The sequence below is a fragment of the Roseibium sp. M-1 genome, assembly GCF_054515675.1.
Genome location: NZ_CM137257.1, coordinates 4,783,928 through 4,799,642 on the forward strand (window position 1 = coordinate 4,783,928; position 15,715 = coordinate 4,799,642).

Genomic DNA, 15,715 nt, shown 5'->3' on the forward strand with positions numbered 1-15,715 from the left:
ACCGATACGGAAGCCGGCAGGCGAGATCGTGGAGACCGAATGCGGGCGCCTCTATAGCGCCCCCGCATTTTGCAGGATGAGCCGGGTCACTTCCTTCGGGATTTCCAGGTGGACCATGTGGCCGACGCGCTCGAAAATATGCGTCGCGACGGTCCCGGGCAGCTTGTGGGCCTGGCGGGTCGGCAGGACACGATCCTGTGTGCCCCAGACCACCTTGACCGGCATTTGCAGATCGGCCAGCTCGTTACGCGGCAGCGTCTTCTGCACATCGCCGTCGATGATCTCGCCGGCGATGGTTTCCAGCGTCGCGGCGGCACCGGGACGCCGGCGGCTTTCCGCCGCGGTTCTGGCGAGGAATTTCGGCAGCCTGAACTCCCAGCCGAAGAACTGTTCCAAAAGGATTTCCATGGCGTCGGGCTCGGTGGCAACCGCGTAGCGGCGCAGCAGCCGGTGATTGATCTCGGGGCCGAAACCGCCAGGCGCCAAAAGGGTCAGGCTAGCGACCAGATCCGGATTGCGCAGCGCGATCAGTGCGGCCACGGCGCCGCCCATGGAATGGCCGACAAGATGCACCTTCGTCAGTCCGAGCGCTTCCAGTGACTGGGTCACCGCCTTCGCCGCAATGCCGGCATTGCCGATGCGCGGCCAGTCGAGCGCTTCCCCATGGCCCGGCAAGTCGAAGGCAATCGAACGTTTTTTCGGTGCCAGCGCGGTCTGGATGTTGAGCCAGGTCTGGCGGTCGCCGCCGAAGCCGTGCAGCAACACCACCGGTGCGCCGTCATCGGGACGGGCAGCTTCCTGGTCTCTGAAGGGCAGATGGGTCGGGGTGTCGGGGCGCAGATCTGTCATGGGCGAGTCGTCTCTGAAAGGGGCCGCCTGGCCTTGCCGGCGGGCGGTCTTGTCTGGGAGTGGGGTCAGTTGAGAGTGAAAAGGGGCTGCGGGCTGGTGAAGCCGTTCAGCTCGAAAGATCCGGCAGGCGCGGTCCTGGCAGCGGCAAACCGCGCGACATCGGCGGTCACCAACACGTCGGCGCCGACCGTCTTGGTCAGGCTCTCGATCCGCGCTGCGGCATGCACCGTCTGGCCGATGACGGAAAAGGTCAGCCGGTGCGGTACGCCGATATTGCCGAACATGACCGAACCGACCGACAGGGCGATGCCGGCTTTCAGGGGATGAGCCAGTTGCGGATCGGCGTTGAGAGCCAGCAACCGCCTGCGGCTTTCGTCGGTCGCCGCAAGGGCCTGTTGCACGGCGTTGTCCAGGCTTTGCGGACCGATGGGGAAGACGCCCAGCACCGCGTCGCCGATGAAGTCCAGGACCTCGCCGCCATTGTCGAGCACCGCGCCGGCCGTGGCGTTGAAATAGGTGTTGAGGAAGGCGAGGTAGGTTTCCGGCCCGAGAAATTCGGCAATCGCGGTGGAGTTGCGCATGTCGCTGAAAAAGATCACCGCGTCGATGGTTTCCCCGTCGCCGTGCCGGATCTGGCCGCTCAGCACCTTGTTGCCGGCGATCCTGCCGAGATAGGTCTCGGCGATCGTCTGGCCGATCTGGCTCTGGATCGTGGCGCGGGCGGCAAGCGCGAAGCGCTTCTGGATATAGCGGATGGCAGTCAGGGCCTCGTCGGTGAAGCCGCCTGTCTCGCGTGTCGCCCAGCTGATGACGATGCCCGAGGTGTCGATCTCGTCCTTGATCGTCGGCAGATCGAACTCCGTCGCGATCACCAGATAGTCGGTATAGCCGTTTTCGGCCAGCCGGACGAGCAGGGGGAATTCCAAAGGTGCGTTGGCATTTGCCAGCCGGCGCCGCAACACTGGCTCGCCGCTGAGCAGGATGGCGCGGATGGGACTGTTCAGCCAGTCCTCGGATTCCTCCTGCCAATGGGCGATCTGTTCGCGGTGCAACTGGTTGCCGTTTTCCCAGACTGCGGTTTCCGCCTCGATCAGGGGATGCAGCGTCGACCAGCCGATCATCGCCCGGTCGATGGGAACGTGACAATTGCGCAGGCGCTCGCACATTTCGCCGAACATCACGCCGAGATCCGGCGCACCGAGCGCCTGGTCGATCAACCAGTCTTCGATACCGTCTATTTGGGACATACTGATCATGGCGCCAAGGTAGTGGGCTTTCGGCCCGGTTTCCAGACGGACCTTCCGGACAATCCGTGTTATTTTCCCGGCGTTTCGGCGACAGCCCCCGGCGGGACGATCAGCCAGTTGACGGTCACCTCGGGAATGTCCGCGGATGAGTGGTAGGGAAAGCTCAAGAAGCCGTCACGAACAGCATCCGGATACAAGGCGCTGATTTCTCCGGGCAGTCTGTCGCTGCCGCCGCGCCAGACGATCATCAGACCCTTCTCCTGAACATCCCCGACGTCGATCCAGGGGCTGAGTACCGGATCGTGCAGGTAGAACATGGACGGCCGTCCGGGAGCATGGATGGTCACGTTGGCGGCGGACCACATGTCGCCGGCGACATAGGCAAGGTCGGTGCCCATGCGCTCCTTCCAGACCCCGGCAAGGGCAGCGGCGATCGTATCGCCCGGATAATGGAGCCGCGTCTGCTTGTGTTTCCAGTGCGGCTCCAGCACCGACTGGCCGAAAAGAATGCCGAGAAAGAGTGCCTGGATGGCGATGGCGGCGGCAAGGGCGCGGCCCTGATGCGGCCAGAGCACCGGCAGGCCGAGGAATCGTATCGCGACAAGTCCCGAGAGCACGAACATCGGCGTGCCCCACATGTGTTCGAATTCGTTACCGGTGACGGTGGAGGCTAGCAGCACGACGCAGAGCGGCACGAAGGCGAACCAGAGAAGGAACCGGTCACCGGAAGCCGGCAGGACCTCAACCGCTTCGCTGCGGTGGTCACGGGCTGCCTTCAGCCCAGTCCAGCCAAGGCCCGCGAGCACCACCAGGAACAGCCCAGCATGGTTGCCGATCTGGGCGCTGAGGAAGGCAAGCGGATTGGTGATGTGGCCGAGAAAGGATGCTGCCGGCTTGCTGCGGCTGGCAGCGTATTTCAGCGTCAGAAGATCCGTCTCGCGCAGCCATTGCAGATGCGGCACCAGCAGCAGCAGGCAGACCAGGGCCGCGAGCCAGGGACCGGGGCGCGCGAGGCGGCTGCGGGCGTCGGCAAAGAGGAGCGTGTAGAGCCCGATGGTGCCGATCAGCAGGAAGACGAAATACTTGGTGTAGAGGCCGAAGGCCGCGAGAGCGCCGAGAAGAAGCCAGTCGGCGATGCGGTCCTTCTCCAGCGTCCGGTGAAACAGCAGCATCATGCCCGTCCAGACGGGGATCTGCAGGATGTTCGGGTTGAATTCCGGCAGGGGCAGGGTGAAGTAAAAGGTGACGCTGGTCAGCACCAGCGCCCAGAAGGCCTGCAATGCGGAGAAGGTCAGGCGACGGGCAATCTGCCAGATGAAGAGGTAACCGAGCGCGACGGAAAGTCCACTCAGCCAATAGCCGCCCGCGAGCCCGCCCGTCAGCCGGTAGGTAAGTTCCAGGAGCCAGGCCTGCATGGGCGGATGCTTGGTGTAGCCGAGCTGAAGTTCGCGGCCCCAGGCGAAACCTTCCACCACATCAAGCGGCGGATTGGGGAAAGACAACGACGGCAGCAGTGCATAAAGGAGGCATAGGAGGCCTGCATAGAGGAGTGCGGCGCGCGATGCGGTCTGGTCTGTCGGGTGCATGAAGGATCAGGTCTCGGCAGGGCGGTGCGAAAAGGCCCACAGCCGCGCACCCAGGAAGGAGAAGGCCGGCACGATCGCAATGGAGAACATCAGGCCAATCAGGTCCGGCCAGGGCGTCAGCTTCAGCCACAGGGTCAGCACGGTCGAATTGAGGGCAAAGCCGGAAACCGAAATCACCAGGAAGCGGCGCATGCTTTTCCAGGCGGTTCCCTTCTGCCTCAGATGGGAGAAGCTCCAGAAGAAGTGACCGCTGAATGAGACGCCGAAGGCAACCAGAAACCCGCAGATATTGGCGGGGAATGCTTGCAGCAGACCGGATTGCAGCAGGCCACCGGCCACAGCGGCGTGGGTCAGCGTTGCGAGCACGCCGATCACCGCGAATTTGCCGACGGAGGCGCCCTCCGTCTTCATTTTGCGCCGCCGCTCGTCAGGTGACATCGGCGTTTTCTTTTGCTGGCGCCTTTTCACGAAGGGACGCCACCGGTGCGGCTCCCTCGATCACATCCTGCAGGATATAGACCGGCCTCTGCTTGGCCTCGTTGAAGAGCCGGGCGACGTATTCTCCGATCATGCCGATCGACAGCAGCTGAACGCCCGAGAAGAACAGCAGGGCCACCATCAGCGAGGCGTAACCGGGCACGTCGATGCCGAAGACAAGCACCCGCAGGACGAGGTAAAGGGCATAGGCAAAGGCGCTCAAGGAAATCAGAGCGCCGCCGTAGAACCAGACGCGGAGGGGCAGCGTGGTGAAGCCGGTGAGGCCGTCGAGCGCAAAGTTCCAGAGCTTCCAGTAGTTGAACTTGCCTGTTCCCGCCTTGCGCGGCGGCCGCTCGTAAGGCAGTGCCATCGCCGGAAAGCCGACCCAGGCAAAGAGGCCTTTCATGAAGCGGTTGCGCTCCGGCAGGCGAAGCAGCGCGTCGACGACGGCGCGGTCGATCAAACGGAAATCGCCGGCATTGGCGGGCATGTTGATATTGGCGAGCCGGTTGAACAGACGGTAGAACATGTCCGCAGTCGAGCGCTTCATCACCGTGTCGGAGGAGCGGTCGACCCGGAGCCCGTAGACGACGTCATATCCGGCGCGCCAGCCGTCGAGCATCTGCAGGATCAATTCCGGCGGATCCTGCAGGTCGGCGTCGATGATGACGGCGATATCGCCCTTTGCGGCTTCAAGACCTGCCGAGAGAGCGGCCTCCTTGCCGAAATTCCGGGAGAGGCCGAGGAGCCTGCCCGGCAGGCCGTCGCTCAAGACCTGCGACAAAATGTCAGCGGTCCGGTCCCGGCTGCCGTCGTCGATGAAGACATACTCATAGGCAAGTCCGGTGCGTTCCAGCACGGGCCGGGTCGCCTCCAGGAAGTGCCGGATGACTTCTTCCTCGTTATAGACGGGGACGATGACGCTCAGCAGCGGTGCCTGCGGGCGGGAGCTTTCCCGCCGGTTTACGTAGATTTCAGTCGCGGATGTGGGCTGCATGGACAGTCGGGTTCTTGTGTTGACCGGCGCAAACTGCCGGAAATGAACCCAAAAGGCCAGTCATGACTTTCCCGGTCCCGTAAATCCGTCGGAACATGGCGCCCTAGTGGTTCGATTCTGACATTTGCATCCCCCTGCTGCTAGCGCTGGAGCAAATGTCAAATTCGCTCCACTAGTGCGTTTTCTCCAGCGTGCCGCCGGTCTCCGCCTTTGTCTTTTCGATGATCTCTCTTTGCCGTTTCGCCTTTGCCACGGCTTCCCTGGACGCGGCGTTCAGGTTGAAAATCTCCAGAGCCTCGCCCTCGGCGTCCTCGACGGGTCGGATAGCCAGATCGGAATAGGTCCGGCTCGTCGGATCTTTCTGGATACGCTTGCGCATCCGGTGGATCTTCCAGCCGTAAAGGCCGAACTGCACATATTTCACCAGGCTCTCGATGGCGAAGGCCGGGTAGTGCAGAACGGCGGGCCTGCGGGGAAAACCGGGCCTGCGCTGGCGCGGGTCCTTGAAACGGAAATAACCGCATTGCTGGGGATGAACCCCCTCGAACCGCATGGCGCCATAGATCTGCAGGCAAAGACGCCAGACCCGGACCGGCTTGATGCCATAGGCTATGTTGCGGCGCATCAACGTCTCGACATGGTCGTCGGTGTAGTACCAGTCCCAGATGTCCCGGTAGGTTTTCTGCCAGACCTCCGGGGACATGATCGGGTGTTCGCAGGTCGTGTGTTCAAGGTCGTAGCGGTTGAGATCGGGATCGAGCCAGGTGCCTTTCTCATATAGTTTCTGGTGATCCTCCGACCCGGGCAGCGGCGTCAGCATCGTGAATTCGAGCATGTCGACGGGCAGCTCCCGCTTGATGATCTCGATATCCCGGCGGATGCTTTCCGGCGTGTCGTTCGGCAGACCCATGATGAAGCCCGCATAGGTCATGATACCGGCCTCTTTCCACAACTGGAACATCCTGCGGTATTCGGTGATCCGGTTCTGGCCCTTTTTCATATGGGCGAGGTTTTCCGGATTGATGCTTTCCAGCCCGATGAAAACATGCGTGCATCCGGCGCGTGCTGCCTTTTCAACGAAGTTCGGCAGGCGATGGGCAAGCGTGTCGATCTGGATCAGGAAGTGGATGCGGATGCCGTCCCGCTCTTTCAACAGGATAATCCGGTCGAAAATCGCCTCCCAGTTCTTGTTGCGGGCGAAATTGTCGTCGGTGATGAAAAAGGAATGGATGTTCTGGGCCTGGTTCGCCCGGATCAGTTCTTCAATATCGTCCGCATCGCGCCACCGGGATTTCCTGCCCTGGACATTGATGATGGTGCAGAAGGAGCACTGGAAAGGGCAGCCGCGCCCGGCATCGAAGGACGACAGCCTGCCGTCGTATTTCCGGACGATCGCTTCCGGCAGGATAGGAGGCACTTGCCGTTGCAGTCCCGGCAGGTCGTGCATGACGTTATAGACCGGTTTCAGACGTTGGGTTGCGGCATCCAGCAGCAACCCTTCAAAGTGCTCTTCCGCTTCGCCGGCAAACAGGGTGATCCCCATATCCAGCGCATCCTGCAAGTCGGGCGGAAGTTCTTTCAGCATCGACAGGCAGCCGGAGACATGAAACCCGCCGAGAAGAACGGCGACGTTTGAGCTCCGCAGTTGCCGGGCAATCTCGATCGCACGGGGAAACTGGTTGGACTGAACACCCGCAAGGCAGACGATGCCGCCCCCATTCCGGGTTCTTTCGATGATCTGCCGGAGCGGCACGCGCATGGTCATCTCGTCATAGGCGTTCACCGAAATGGCGGTGTCGCCAAGAACCTTCCGCCTCGCACAATCCTGGGCAATCGCATAGAGGCAGGCCATGGAATTGGACGGAATCCAGGCTTTCCACCATTGCAGGACATAACCGTCATCATCGTAGTGAGAGGGTTTGATGATCTCGACGTGAAACGTACTCATTCCGCACGGCCCCCGTGTCATACGCGGCCTTGCTCTTGTCGGCGGAGTGGTGGTTGTTCTTGCTTTTAACCCGTTGCCGAGACCCTTGGTCCGCGAACGCTTCAGTTAACGCAAGGTAAAGCAAGCTTGCTGCCGGCACAAGGACGACCGGGCACGCGGTGGAAGGCTTGGCGGGGGACGATAATGCAACGGGCGCCGGTCCGAAGACGCGGGCGCCCGTTCAATTCAGTGCGTTGGGAAAGATCCCGCCCACGAGGGCTTCAGGCGAGAACGCCGTGGCAGTGCTTGAATTTCTTGCCCGAACCGCAGGGGCAGGCCTCGTTGCGGCCGACCTTGCCCCAGGTGGCGGGGTTGTTCGGATCGCGCTGAGCCGACGGCACCGCGAGCTGGGCATCCGCCAGCGCAATCTCGTCTTCCCCGGTCAACGGATTGATGTGATGGGCATGCATTTCCGGCTCGGCCGGCATTTGCGGCGGCTGTTCGGTGACCATTTCCACGCGCAGAAGCTGGGCAGTGGTCATCCGGCGCAGCTGAGCGAGCATGGTTTCGAACAGGGTGAAGGCCTCGGTCTTGTATTCCTGCAGCGGATCGCGCTGGGCATAGCCGCGGAAGCCGATAACGGACCGCAGGTGATCGAGGTTGGCAAGGTGCTCGCGCCACAGATTGTCGAGGGTCTGCAGCAGGATCATCTTCTCCACCTGACGCATGATGTCAGGCGAGTATTTGGCGACTTTCTGCGCCATGGCTTCATCGGCAGCCTTGCGCAGGCGCTCCCGGACTTCCTCGTCCGCAATGCCTTCCTCGGCCGCCCAGTCCTTCACCGGCACGTCGAGATTGAGGTATTTGCGGACTTCTTCCTGCAGGCCTTCGGTGTCCCACTGCTCGGGATAGGCGCGTTCGGGAATGTGGGCGGCGACGAGGTCGTCGATCACGTCGTGACGCATGTCGGAGACGGCATCCTGGATGGCATCGCTGTCCATCAGCTCGATGCGCTGGTCGAAGACGACCTTGCGCTGGTCGTTCATGACGTCGTCGAACTTGAGCAGGTTCTTGCGGATGTCGAAGTTGCGCGCCTCGACCTTCTGCTGGGCCTTTTCAAGTGCCTTGTTGATCCACGGATGGATGATGGCTTCGCCTTCTTCAAGGCCGAGCTTCTGCAGCATGGAATCCATTCGCTCGGAGCCGAAGATCCGCATCAGGTCGTCCTGCAGAGACAGGAAGAACTTGGAATGGCCGGGGTCGCCCTGGCGGCCGGAACGGCCACGCAACTGGTTGTCGATGCGCCGGCTTTCGTGGCGCTCCGTGCCGATCACGTAAAGACCGCCGGCTTCGAGCGCCTTTTTCTTCAGCTCTTCGACCTCGGTGCGGATCTGCGCTTCCTTGGCGCTGCGCTCCGCGCCTTCCGGCATGTCGCCCAGTTCCATCTGGATCTGCATGTCGGCGTTGCCGCCGAGCTGGATGTCGGTACCGCGGCCGGCCATGTTGGTGGCAATGGTGACCGCACCCGGCAGACCAGCCTGCGCAACGATGAAGGCTTCCTGTTCGTGGTAGCGGGCGTTCAGCACCGCAAAGACCTTCGACTTGCCGCCGTCCTTCTTCTGCGCCGCCGCAAAGGCCGCCGGATTGCTGAGGTCGATCTGCTTGTAGCCGTGCTTCTTCAGCATTTCGGCCAGCAATTCCGACTTTTCAATGGAGGTCGTGCCGACCAGGATCGGCTGCGCGCGCTCCTTGCAATCGTCGATCAGCTTGACGATGGCGTTGAATTTTTCCTGGACGGTCCGGTAGACCTCGTCATCGTCGTCGATGCGCTTTACCGGCACGTTTGTCGGGATCTCGACCACTTCCAGCTTGTAGATGTCGGCGAATTCGTCGGCCTCGGTCGAGGCTGTGCCGGTCATGCCGGCCAGCTTGCCGTACATGCGGAAGTAGTTCTGGAAGGTGATGGATGCGAGCGTCTGGTTTTCCGGCTGGATGCGGACTTTCTCGCGGGCTTCCAGCGCCTGGTGCAGGCCTTCGGAGAAACGGCGGCCCGGCATCATGCGGCCGGTGAATTCGTCGATGATGACGACTTCGTCGTTACGGACGATGTAGTCCTTGTCGCGCTGGAACAGCTTGTGCGCCTTCAGTGCCTGCTGAAGGTGGTGCACGATGGCGACGTTTTCCACATCGTAAAGGCTGTCGCCCTTCAAAAGCCCGGCTTCGGCAAGCAGTTGCTCAAGCTTTTCGTTGCCGGCTTCGGTGAAGCTGGTGGAGCGGGCCTTCTCGTCGAGCTCGAAGTCCTCGGCGGTCAGGTGCGGAATGAAGGCATCGACCGTGTTGTAGAATTCGGAGCGGTCTTCCAGCGGACCGGAGATGATCAGCGGCGTCCGTGCCTCGTCCACGAGGATGGAGTCCACTTCGTCGACGATGGCATAGGCGTGGCCACGCTGAACCATGGAGGCGCGGTCATGCTTCATGTTGTCGCGGAGATAGTCGAAGCCGAATTCGTTGTTGGTGCCGTAGGTGACATCGGCGGCATAGGCAGCGCGGCGTTCCTCGTCGCTCAGGCCATGGGTGATGCAGCCGACGGTCAGGCCGAGAAACTTGTAGACCTGCCCCATCCAGTCGCTGTCGCGCTGTGCCAGATAGTCGTTGACGGTGACGACATGAACGCCGTTGCCGGTCAGGGCGTTCAGGTAGACCGGCGCGGTGGCGACCAGCGTCTTGCCTTCACCGGTGCGCATCTCGGCGATCTGGTTGGCATTCAGCACCATGCCGCCGATCAGCTGCACGTCGTAGTGGCGCTGGCCGAGGGCGCGGCGTGCGGCCTCGCGCACCGTCGCAAATGCTGGAACGAGAAGGTCGTCGACGCTTGCGCCGTTTTTGAGCTGCGCCCGGAAGTCGTCGGTGCGCGCTCTGAGAGCTTCGTCCGAAAGGGCCTGAGTTTCCGGCTCCAGGGCGTTGATCTGCTCAACCTTTGCCCGGAATGCCTTGATTTTCCGGTCGTTGGACGAACCGAAGATCTTACGTGCTAAAGCGCCAAGGCCAGCCATGTGGCGGTCCTTCCCTACGAGGCGGCGCCAGTTGGCATTGCGGCGCCTGCCCATGAAATCGTCTCAATTGCTGTCCACGTTGCCGCCAGGTGCAATGCACTGGCTGACGAGCGCGGCCGAAAAGATGCCTTCCTGGTCTGCAAGCCAGGACGCCCGACAGATAAGAGGGGGCTGAATGCTTGTCAACGCCGCAGGAATGCGCAATGTACCCACGCCCTCGAAGACCGGGGGCCGTAAAGTTTATCGTTCCGATACGTAAAGGACTTCTCATGTTCCGAATTTCGATGCGCAGGCCGGCTCAGGCGCTTGCCGTTTCTTTCCTGGCCCTGACGCTCGGATCCGCCTCCCTCTCCGCACAGGAGCCGGGTGATGTGGTTGCCAAGGTGGGCAACGCGGAGATCACGGAAGCAGATCTGGCATTCACCGCCCGCGAACTGGGCCAGGAGCTCAAGCGTTTTCCGCCCGCACAGTGGCGCCAGCTCCTGCTGGACGCGATGGTCGACATGGAATTGCTTGCGCAGGCTGCCCGGGACGACGGTCTCAACCAGGACCCGGATTTCCAGAAGCAGATGGATTTCCTGACGCTTCAGGCGCTGCGCAACGCATATCTTTCCCAGAAGATCGGCGGCGCAATTACCGACGAAGAGGTCAAGGCAGCCTATGACGAGGAATTTGCCTCCTTCGAAGGCACCGAGGAAATCCACGCCCGTCACATTCTGGTGAAGGAAAAGGCCGAAGCCGAAGAGCTGATCAAGGAACTCGACGGCGGCGCGGATTTCGCCGAGCTGGCGCGCGAAAAATCCACGGGCCCGTCCGGTCCGAACGGCGGTGATCTCGGTTTCTTCGCCAAGGGCCAGATGGTGCCGCAGTTCGAAGAGGCCGCCTTTGCCCTCGAGCCGGGCAGCTACACCAAGGAACCGGTGGAAACCCAGTTCGGATGGCACGTCATCCTGCTGGAAGAAACCCGCCGTCAGCCGAAGCCGGCTTTCGAGGAGGTCGAGAACGGCCTGCGCCAGAAGCTTTTCCGCGACCGCTACGAAGCCAAGATGGCGGAGCTGAAGGAAGCCAACAAGGTCGAGATCCTCGACGAAAAGCTGCTGAAAGCGACGGAAGAGCCGGCACCTGAAGGCGGCGCTGCCGCTGAAGACGCCACGAAGACCGAATAAGTCTGCCGGTCACACAAATGAAAGACCCGGCGGCTTTCCAGGCCGCCGGGTTTATCGTGTCTGCGGACAACTTGCGTGAAGTCCTGAAAGCACTTGGCTTGTTCCCTGCTTTTGGATAGAGCCTTTTCTGATTAATGTATCGGGCTTTCGCGCCCTTATCCTTCCTGACCGGGATTGTTCCGATGTCGACGACCGTTTCCCCCCTTGCCCCTAAATCCTATCCCGACATGCCGGAGATCGAAGGCGTACGATTCGCCACCGCCTCGGCCGGGATCAAGTACAAGGGCCGTACCGACGTGCTGCTGGCGACGGTCCCGGAAGGCACGGCGGTGGCCGGTGTCTTCACCAGGTCCAAATGCTCCTCGGCCCCGGTCGACTGGTGCAAGGCGCGCGTTGGCGCTGGCAGGGCGCGGGCGCTGCTCGTCAATTCCGGCAATGCCAATGCCTTCACCGGCAAGAAGGGCAAGGCGGCGGTCGAACTTTCCGCCTCGATCGTCTCCGGCGCGCTCGGCTGCGCGGACGGCGAGATCTTCCTCGCCTCGACCGGTGTCATCGGCGAACCGCTTCCGGCCGAAAAGTTCTCCGGCGTGGTCGATGAGCTGAAGGCGACCCAGGGCAGCGCCGGCTGGCTGGATGCGGCCAAGGCGATCATGACGACCGACACCTATCCGAAGGTGGCAACGTCCAGCGTCGATCTTGACGGTGTAACGGTATCGATCAACGGCATGGCCAAGGGAGCTGGCATGATCGCGCCGGACATGGCGACCATGCTTTCTTTCATTTTCACCGATGCCCCGATCGCGCCGGATGTGCTGCAGGCGCTCCTGAGCGGCGAGACGGGCGGCAGCTTCAACGCGGTCACGGTCGACAGCGACACCTCCACCTCCGACACGGTCCTGCTCTTCGCGACCGGAACCGCAGGGGCAAAGGGCGTTGAGCCGGTGATGTCCCTCGACGATCCGCGCGTTGACGTGCTGCGCGCCGCCCTGAGCGACGTCATGCTGGATCTCGCCCATCAGATCGTTCGGGACGGGGAAGGTGCCCGCAAATTCGTCGAAGTGACCGTGGAAGGCGCCGAAAGCAATGCTTCCGCCAAGCGGATCGCCCTGTCGATCGCCAATTCGCCTTTGGTCAAGACGGCAATCGCTGGCGAGGACGCCAATTGGGGCCGTGTCGTGATGGCTGTCGGCAAAGCCGGTGAACCGGCGGACCGGGACAGGCTGGCGATCTGGTTCGGCGATGTGCGTGTCGCGGTCGAGGGCGAGCGCGATCCGGATTACAGCGAAGCGGCAACCTCCGCCGTCATGGAGCAGGAAGACATTGTCATCCGGGTCGATCTGGGGCTGGGCAGCGGCACGGCAACCGTCTGGACCTGTGACCTGACCAAGGAATACGTCGCCATCAACGGCGACTACCGCAGCTGAGCAGCTTGCGCGGAATTGACGGGGTGCATCCGGGAACATGCTTAACGGGACATTAGCCAACCGTTCCGGGATTGGACATCAGCCATGACAAAAATCGTGCTTGTAGCCGCCTGTGCCCTTGTCGACGTGGACGGCCGTATCCTGCTGGCGCAACGGCCGGAGGGCAAATCCATGGCCGGATTGTGGGAATTCCCCGGCGGAAAGGTCGAGGCAGGAGAGCGGCCGGAAGAAACCCTGATCCGGGAACTGCACGAGGAGCTGGGCATCGAGGTTAACGAAGCGTGTCTTGCACCGCTCACCTTCGCCAGCCACACTTATGAAGATTTTCACCTACTTATGCCACTTTTCATCTGCCGCAGGTGGGGAGGTGTACCGCAGGGCCGGGAAAACCAGGCCGTGAAATGGGTACGGGCGAACCGGCTAAGGGACTATCCGATGCCGGCAGCGGATGAGCCGCTCATTCCTCACCTGATGGATGCGATCTAGATTGCAAACAGGGGTCGAACGCGGTGTCTGGAAAGTTCAAAATTTCACAACCGGCATCGTGGGTTTCGAAGGCCTTTGCCGATTTCTGCAAGGACAGGTCAGGCGCGACGGCGATTGAGTACGGCATGATCGGCGCGATCGTCAGTATTGTCCTTCTTGGCATTCTGCTCGCACTCGGCACCACGGTGCGCGAGGACATTTTCGGCGGCATATCGACTGCAGTCGTCGGCGCCTTGTCCGGAAGCTGATCCGCGCAGTCAGGCGGCCCGCCAGACCTTCACCTGATCTTCTGCTCGGAAACGCCTAAAGCGTCCGCGAGCCGCGATTTGGCCGATCCCGGCCGCAGCGGCTTTTGCTGGCTCTCATGCGGCGCCCAGCCGGAAAGCGTCACCAGCGAAAATGTCGCCCGGATGCGTCCGTCGGCGTCGGCGTGGTTCTCGGCATAGAGCGCGGCCGCGCGCAGGAAGACGCTGCGCGGCAGCGGCCGCCGGCTGCGGTCCTTCAAAATGGAGGTCGCTCCCATCGCCCTCAGATCCGCCATCAATGCGAAGAGGTGGTCGTAGCGCACTGTGATCGTGTCGAGGTCGGTGACGGGCAGGGCAAATCCCGCCCGCTGCAGAAGGGCGCCGAGGTCGCGCGTATCGGCAAAGGGCAGAACCCTGGCCGCCGCGCCGCCGCAAAGTTCAAGCTCCGCCCGTGTCAGGCTGTCGCGCAATTCGCTCAAGGTTCCGGCGCCGGGCAGGGTCGCGAGAAACAGGCCGTCCGGTCGGAGCGCCCGCCGGATCTGCACCAGTGAGCCCGGCAGGTCGTTGACGAATTGCAGACCGAGGGCCGACACGATCAGATCGACGGACTGATCGCCTAGCGGCAGCAGCGCATCGTCGAACACGAAATCGGGCGGGGCAAGGCCGGGATCCGCAGCAAAGAGATCCGCACGAACCAGGTGGTCGGCCTTGCCGGAAGATTTGATCGCGGTGAGCACATGACCGCCATGGCCGCCAAGGTCGACAGCGACCGGAAAGCGGCGGTTGACCAGCAGCAGTCTGTCGGCAAGGTCTTCCGAGACTGCCTTCAACAGGAAGTCGGCGCCCGGTTTCGCGGCCGCCAGGGCCCGGAGGCGCCGGCGTTTGAACAAGGTGCGGTCGAAGAGGTCAGGCTGAGCGGTCACGGAAGTCTCGGATGTCGTCGGATGCTAACCGGTCACATATGATACCGCACGCCTCAGGTCAAAGTCCGAAGCGTCGCGCTTGTTTCGTCGCCGGAGGAATCGACTTGGCGAAACTCGCAACTTATGGTCGTCTTCGGCTGGCAGGCGTATGGAGGATGAGCTGTTTTCACGCGCGATCAGGTTTCAGGATTTGCCCGCGGCGGTGGCACGAACGGCGCTCGACCTCGTCCTGCCCAAGCGCTGCCTTTGCTGCGACGCCAGAACCGCTTCCGCGGACAACGGATTGTGTGCCGCCTGCTGGCAGCAGATGACCTTTCTGGAACGCCCCTGGTGCCAGCGTCTCGGAACGCCGTTTGCCTATGATGTCGGCGAGGACGCCTGGAGTCCGGCAGCCATCGCGTCGCCGCCGGTCTTCGACCGGCTGCGTGCCGTCGCCTATTACGAGGGGCCGGCACGGCAGATGGTGCATGCCTTGAAATTCTCCGCGCGGCGGGAATTGGCCCGGCCGATGGCACGCTGGATGGCGCGCGCAGGCGAGGAGCTGCTAACCCCCGACAGCCTGCTCGTGCCGGTGCCGCTGCACTGGATGCGGCTGCTGTCGCGGCGGTTCAACCAGTCGGCCGACCTTGCCCGGGAAGTCGCTGTTGCTGCCGGCGGGCACTACGAGCCGGGTCTGCTCAAACGGCACAAACGCACCCGCCGTCAGGTGGGGCTGCCGGCAAAGGACCGGCGCCGGAACGTGCGCAAGGCCTTTGCCGTCGATGCCAGTCGTGCCGGACTTCTGCAGGGCCGTCACGTGGTGTTGATCGATGATGTGATGACCACCGGCTCCACGGTGACCGCCTGTTGCAATTGCCTGACTTCGGCAGGGGCGGCGTCGGTCGATGTGCTCACCTTCGCGCTGGTCGACCCGTCGCATCGTTCGGGCGGCAACGGCTGATCGTCGCAGCAATCTCTTGAGTTTTTGCCGGGCGAACGCATATAACGCCCGGATTTGATGAGCGGCGGCGCAATAGGTGTGCCCGCTGCCGGAAAAAGGACGGGACTTGATGGCAGACGTGGTGATCTATACGCGCCAGCTTTGCGGATTTTGCACGGCGGCCAAGCGGCTGCTCGACAAGAAGGGCGTCAGCTACACCGAACATGACGCCACCTTCGATCCGGGCTTGCGCAAGGAAATGGTGCAAAAAGCAAACGGGCGCTCGACCTTTCCGCAGATCTTTGTCGGCAAGACACATGTCGGCGGCTGTGACGATCTGCACGATCTGGACCGTTCGGGGAAACTGGACGCCCTGCTTGCGTCCTGATTTACTGGTTCGATAGCCCGGCCCGCAA

General features: G+C 62.3%; 14 protein-coding genes. 6 read left to right on the forward strand and 8 right to left on the reverse strand.

What is annotated here, in order from left to right:
* Nucleotides 1-51: 51 nt before the first annotated feature.
* The 7 genes from ACX3M4_RS21780 to secA form a co-directional block, all read right to left on the reverse strand.
* Nucleotides 52-849: an alpha/beta fold hydrolase gene (locus ACX3M4_RS21780; protein ID WP_459355074.1), complete on the reverse strand. Its 798-nt coding sequence runs from the start codon at nucleotides 847-849 to the stop codon at nucleotides 52-54.
* A 65-nt stretch (nucleotides 850-914) separates the two neighbouring features.
* Nucleotides 915-2,096, reverse strand: coding sequence for an adenylate/guanylate cyclase domain-containing protein (locus ACX3M4_RS21785; protein WP_459355075.1), 1,182 nt, complete (start codon nucleotides 2,094-2,096; stop codon nucleotides 915-917).
* A 68-nt stretch (nucleotides 2,097-2,164) separates the two neighbouring features.
* Nucleotides 2,165-3,682 (reverse strand): glycosyltransferase family 39 protein, encoded by a 1,518-nt coding sequence (locus ACX3M4_RS21790; protein WP_459355076.1) that lies wholly within the window; start codon nucleotides 3,680-3,682, stop codon nucleotides 2,165-2,167.
* A gap of 6 nt (nucleotides 3,683-3,688) precedes the next feature.
* Nucleotides 3,689-4,093, reverse strand: coding sequence for a GtrA family protein (locus tag ACX3M4_RS21795; protein WP_459355077.1), 405 nt, complete (start codon nucleotides 4,091-4,093; stop codon nucleotides 3,689-3,691).
* 16 nt (nucleotides 4,094-4,109) lie between these two features.
* Nucleotides 4,110-5,156: a glycosyltransferase family 2 protein gene (locus ACX3M4_RS21800; protein ID WP_459355078.1), complete on the reverse strand. Its 1,047-nt coding sequence runs from the start codon at nucleotides 5,154-5,156 to the stop codon at nucleotides 4,110-4,112.
* A 172-nt stretch (nucleotides 5,157-5,328) separates the two neighbouring features.
* On the reverse strand, nucleotides 5,329-7,104 hold the full coding sequence (locus tag ACX3M4_RS21805) for a B12-binding domain-containing radical SAM protein (RefSeq protein WP_459355079.1): 1,776 nt from the start codon (nucleotides 7,102-7,104) through the stop codon (nucleotides 5,329-5,331).
* A 260-nt stretch (nucleotides 7,105-7,364) separates the two neighbouring features.
* Nucleotides 7,365-10,136 carry a preprotein translocase subunit SecA gene (gene secA / locus ACX3M4_RS21810; RefSeq protein WP_459355080.1) on the reverse strand — a complete coding sequence of 924 codons (2,772 nt, stop codon included), beginning with the start codon at nucleotides 10,134-10,136 and terminating at the stop codon, nucleotides 7,365-7,367.
* Nucleotides 10,137-10,405: 269 nt separating this feature from the next.
* Between secA and ACX3M4_RS21815 the strand changes: the two genes are divergently transcribed.
* From ACX3M4_RS21815 to ACX3M4_RS21830, 4 genes are all read left to right on the forward strand, one after another.
* A complete protein-coding gene (locus ACX3M4_RS21815) occupies nucleotides 10,406-11,302 on the forward strand; it encodes a peptidylprolyl isomerase (RefSeq protein ID WP_459355081.1) in 897 nt (298 codons plus the stop codon).
* A gap of 182 nt (nucleotides 11,303-11,484) precedes the next feature.
* Nucleotides 11,485-12,726, forward strand: coding sequence for a bifunctional glutamate N-acetyltransferase/amino-acid acetyltransferase ArgJ (gene argJ / locus ACX3M4_RS21820; protein ID WP_459355082.1), 1,242 nt, complete (start codon nucleotides 11,485-11,487; stop codon nucleotides 12,724-12,726).
* An 84-nt stretch (nucleotides 12,727-12,810) separates the two neighbouring features.
* Nucleotides 12,811-13,212: a (deoxy)nucleoside triphosphate pyrophosphohydrolase gene (locus tag ACX3M4_RS21825; RefSeq protein WP_459355083.1), complete on the forward strand. Its 402-nt coding sequence runs from the start codon at nucleotides 12,811-12,813 to the stop codon at nucleotides 13,210-13,212.
* Between the two features lie 23 nt (nucleotides 13,213-13,235).
* Nucleotides 13,236-13,460 (forward strand): Flp family type IVb pilin, encoded by a 225-nt coding sequence (locus ACX3M4_RS21830; RefSeq protein WP_459355084.1) that lies wholly within the window; start codon nucleotides 13,236-13,238, stop codon nucleotides 13,458-13,460.
* Between the two features lie 29 nt (nucleotides 13,461-13,489).
* Here the strand turns inward: ACX3M4_RS21830 and ACX3M4_RS21835 are convergent, their stop codons facing one another.
* Nucleotides 13,490-14,380: a class I SAM-dependent methyltransferase gene (locus ACX3M4_RS21835; protein ID WP_459355085.1), complete on the reverse strand. Its 891-nt coding sequence runs from the start codon at nucleotides 14,378-14,380 to the stop codon at nucleotides 13,490-13,492.
* A 202-nt stretch (nucleotides 14,381-14,582) separates the two neighbouring features.
* On the opposite strand from ACX3M4_RS21835, the gene ACX3M4_RS21840 reads away from it, so the two are divergent.
* Together ACX3M4_RS21840 and grxC are read left to right on the forward strand one after the other, a co-directional pair.
* A complete protein-coding gene (locus ACX3M4_RS21840) occupies nucleotides 14,583-15,320 on the forward strand; it encodes a ComF family protein (protein WP_459355086.1) in 738 nt (245 codons plus the stop codon).
* Between the two features lie 109 nt (nucleotides 15,321-15,429).
* Nucleotides 15,430-15,687, forward strand: coding sequence for a glutaredoxin 3 (gene grxC / locus ACX3M4_RS21845; RefSeq protein WP_459355087.1), 258 nt, complete (start codon nucleotides 15,430-15,432; stop codon nucleotides 15,685-15,687).
* The last annotated feature ends 28 nt before the right edge of the window (nucleotides 15,688-15,715 follow it).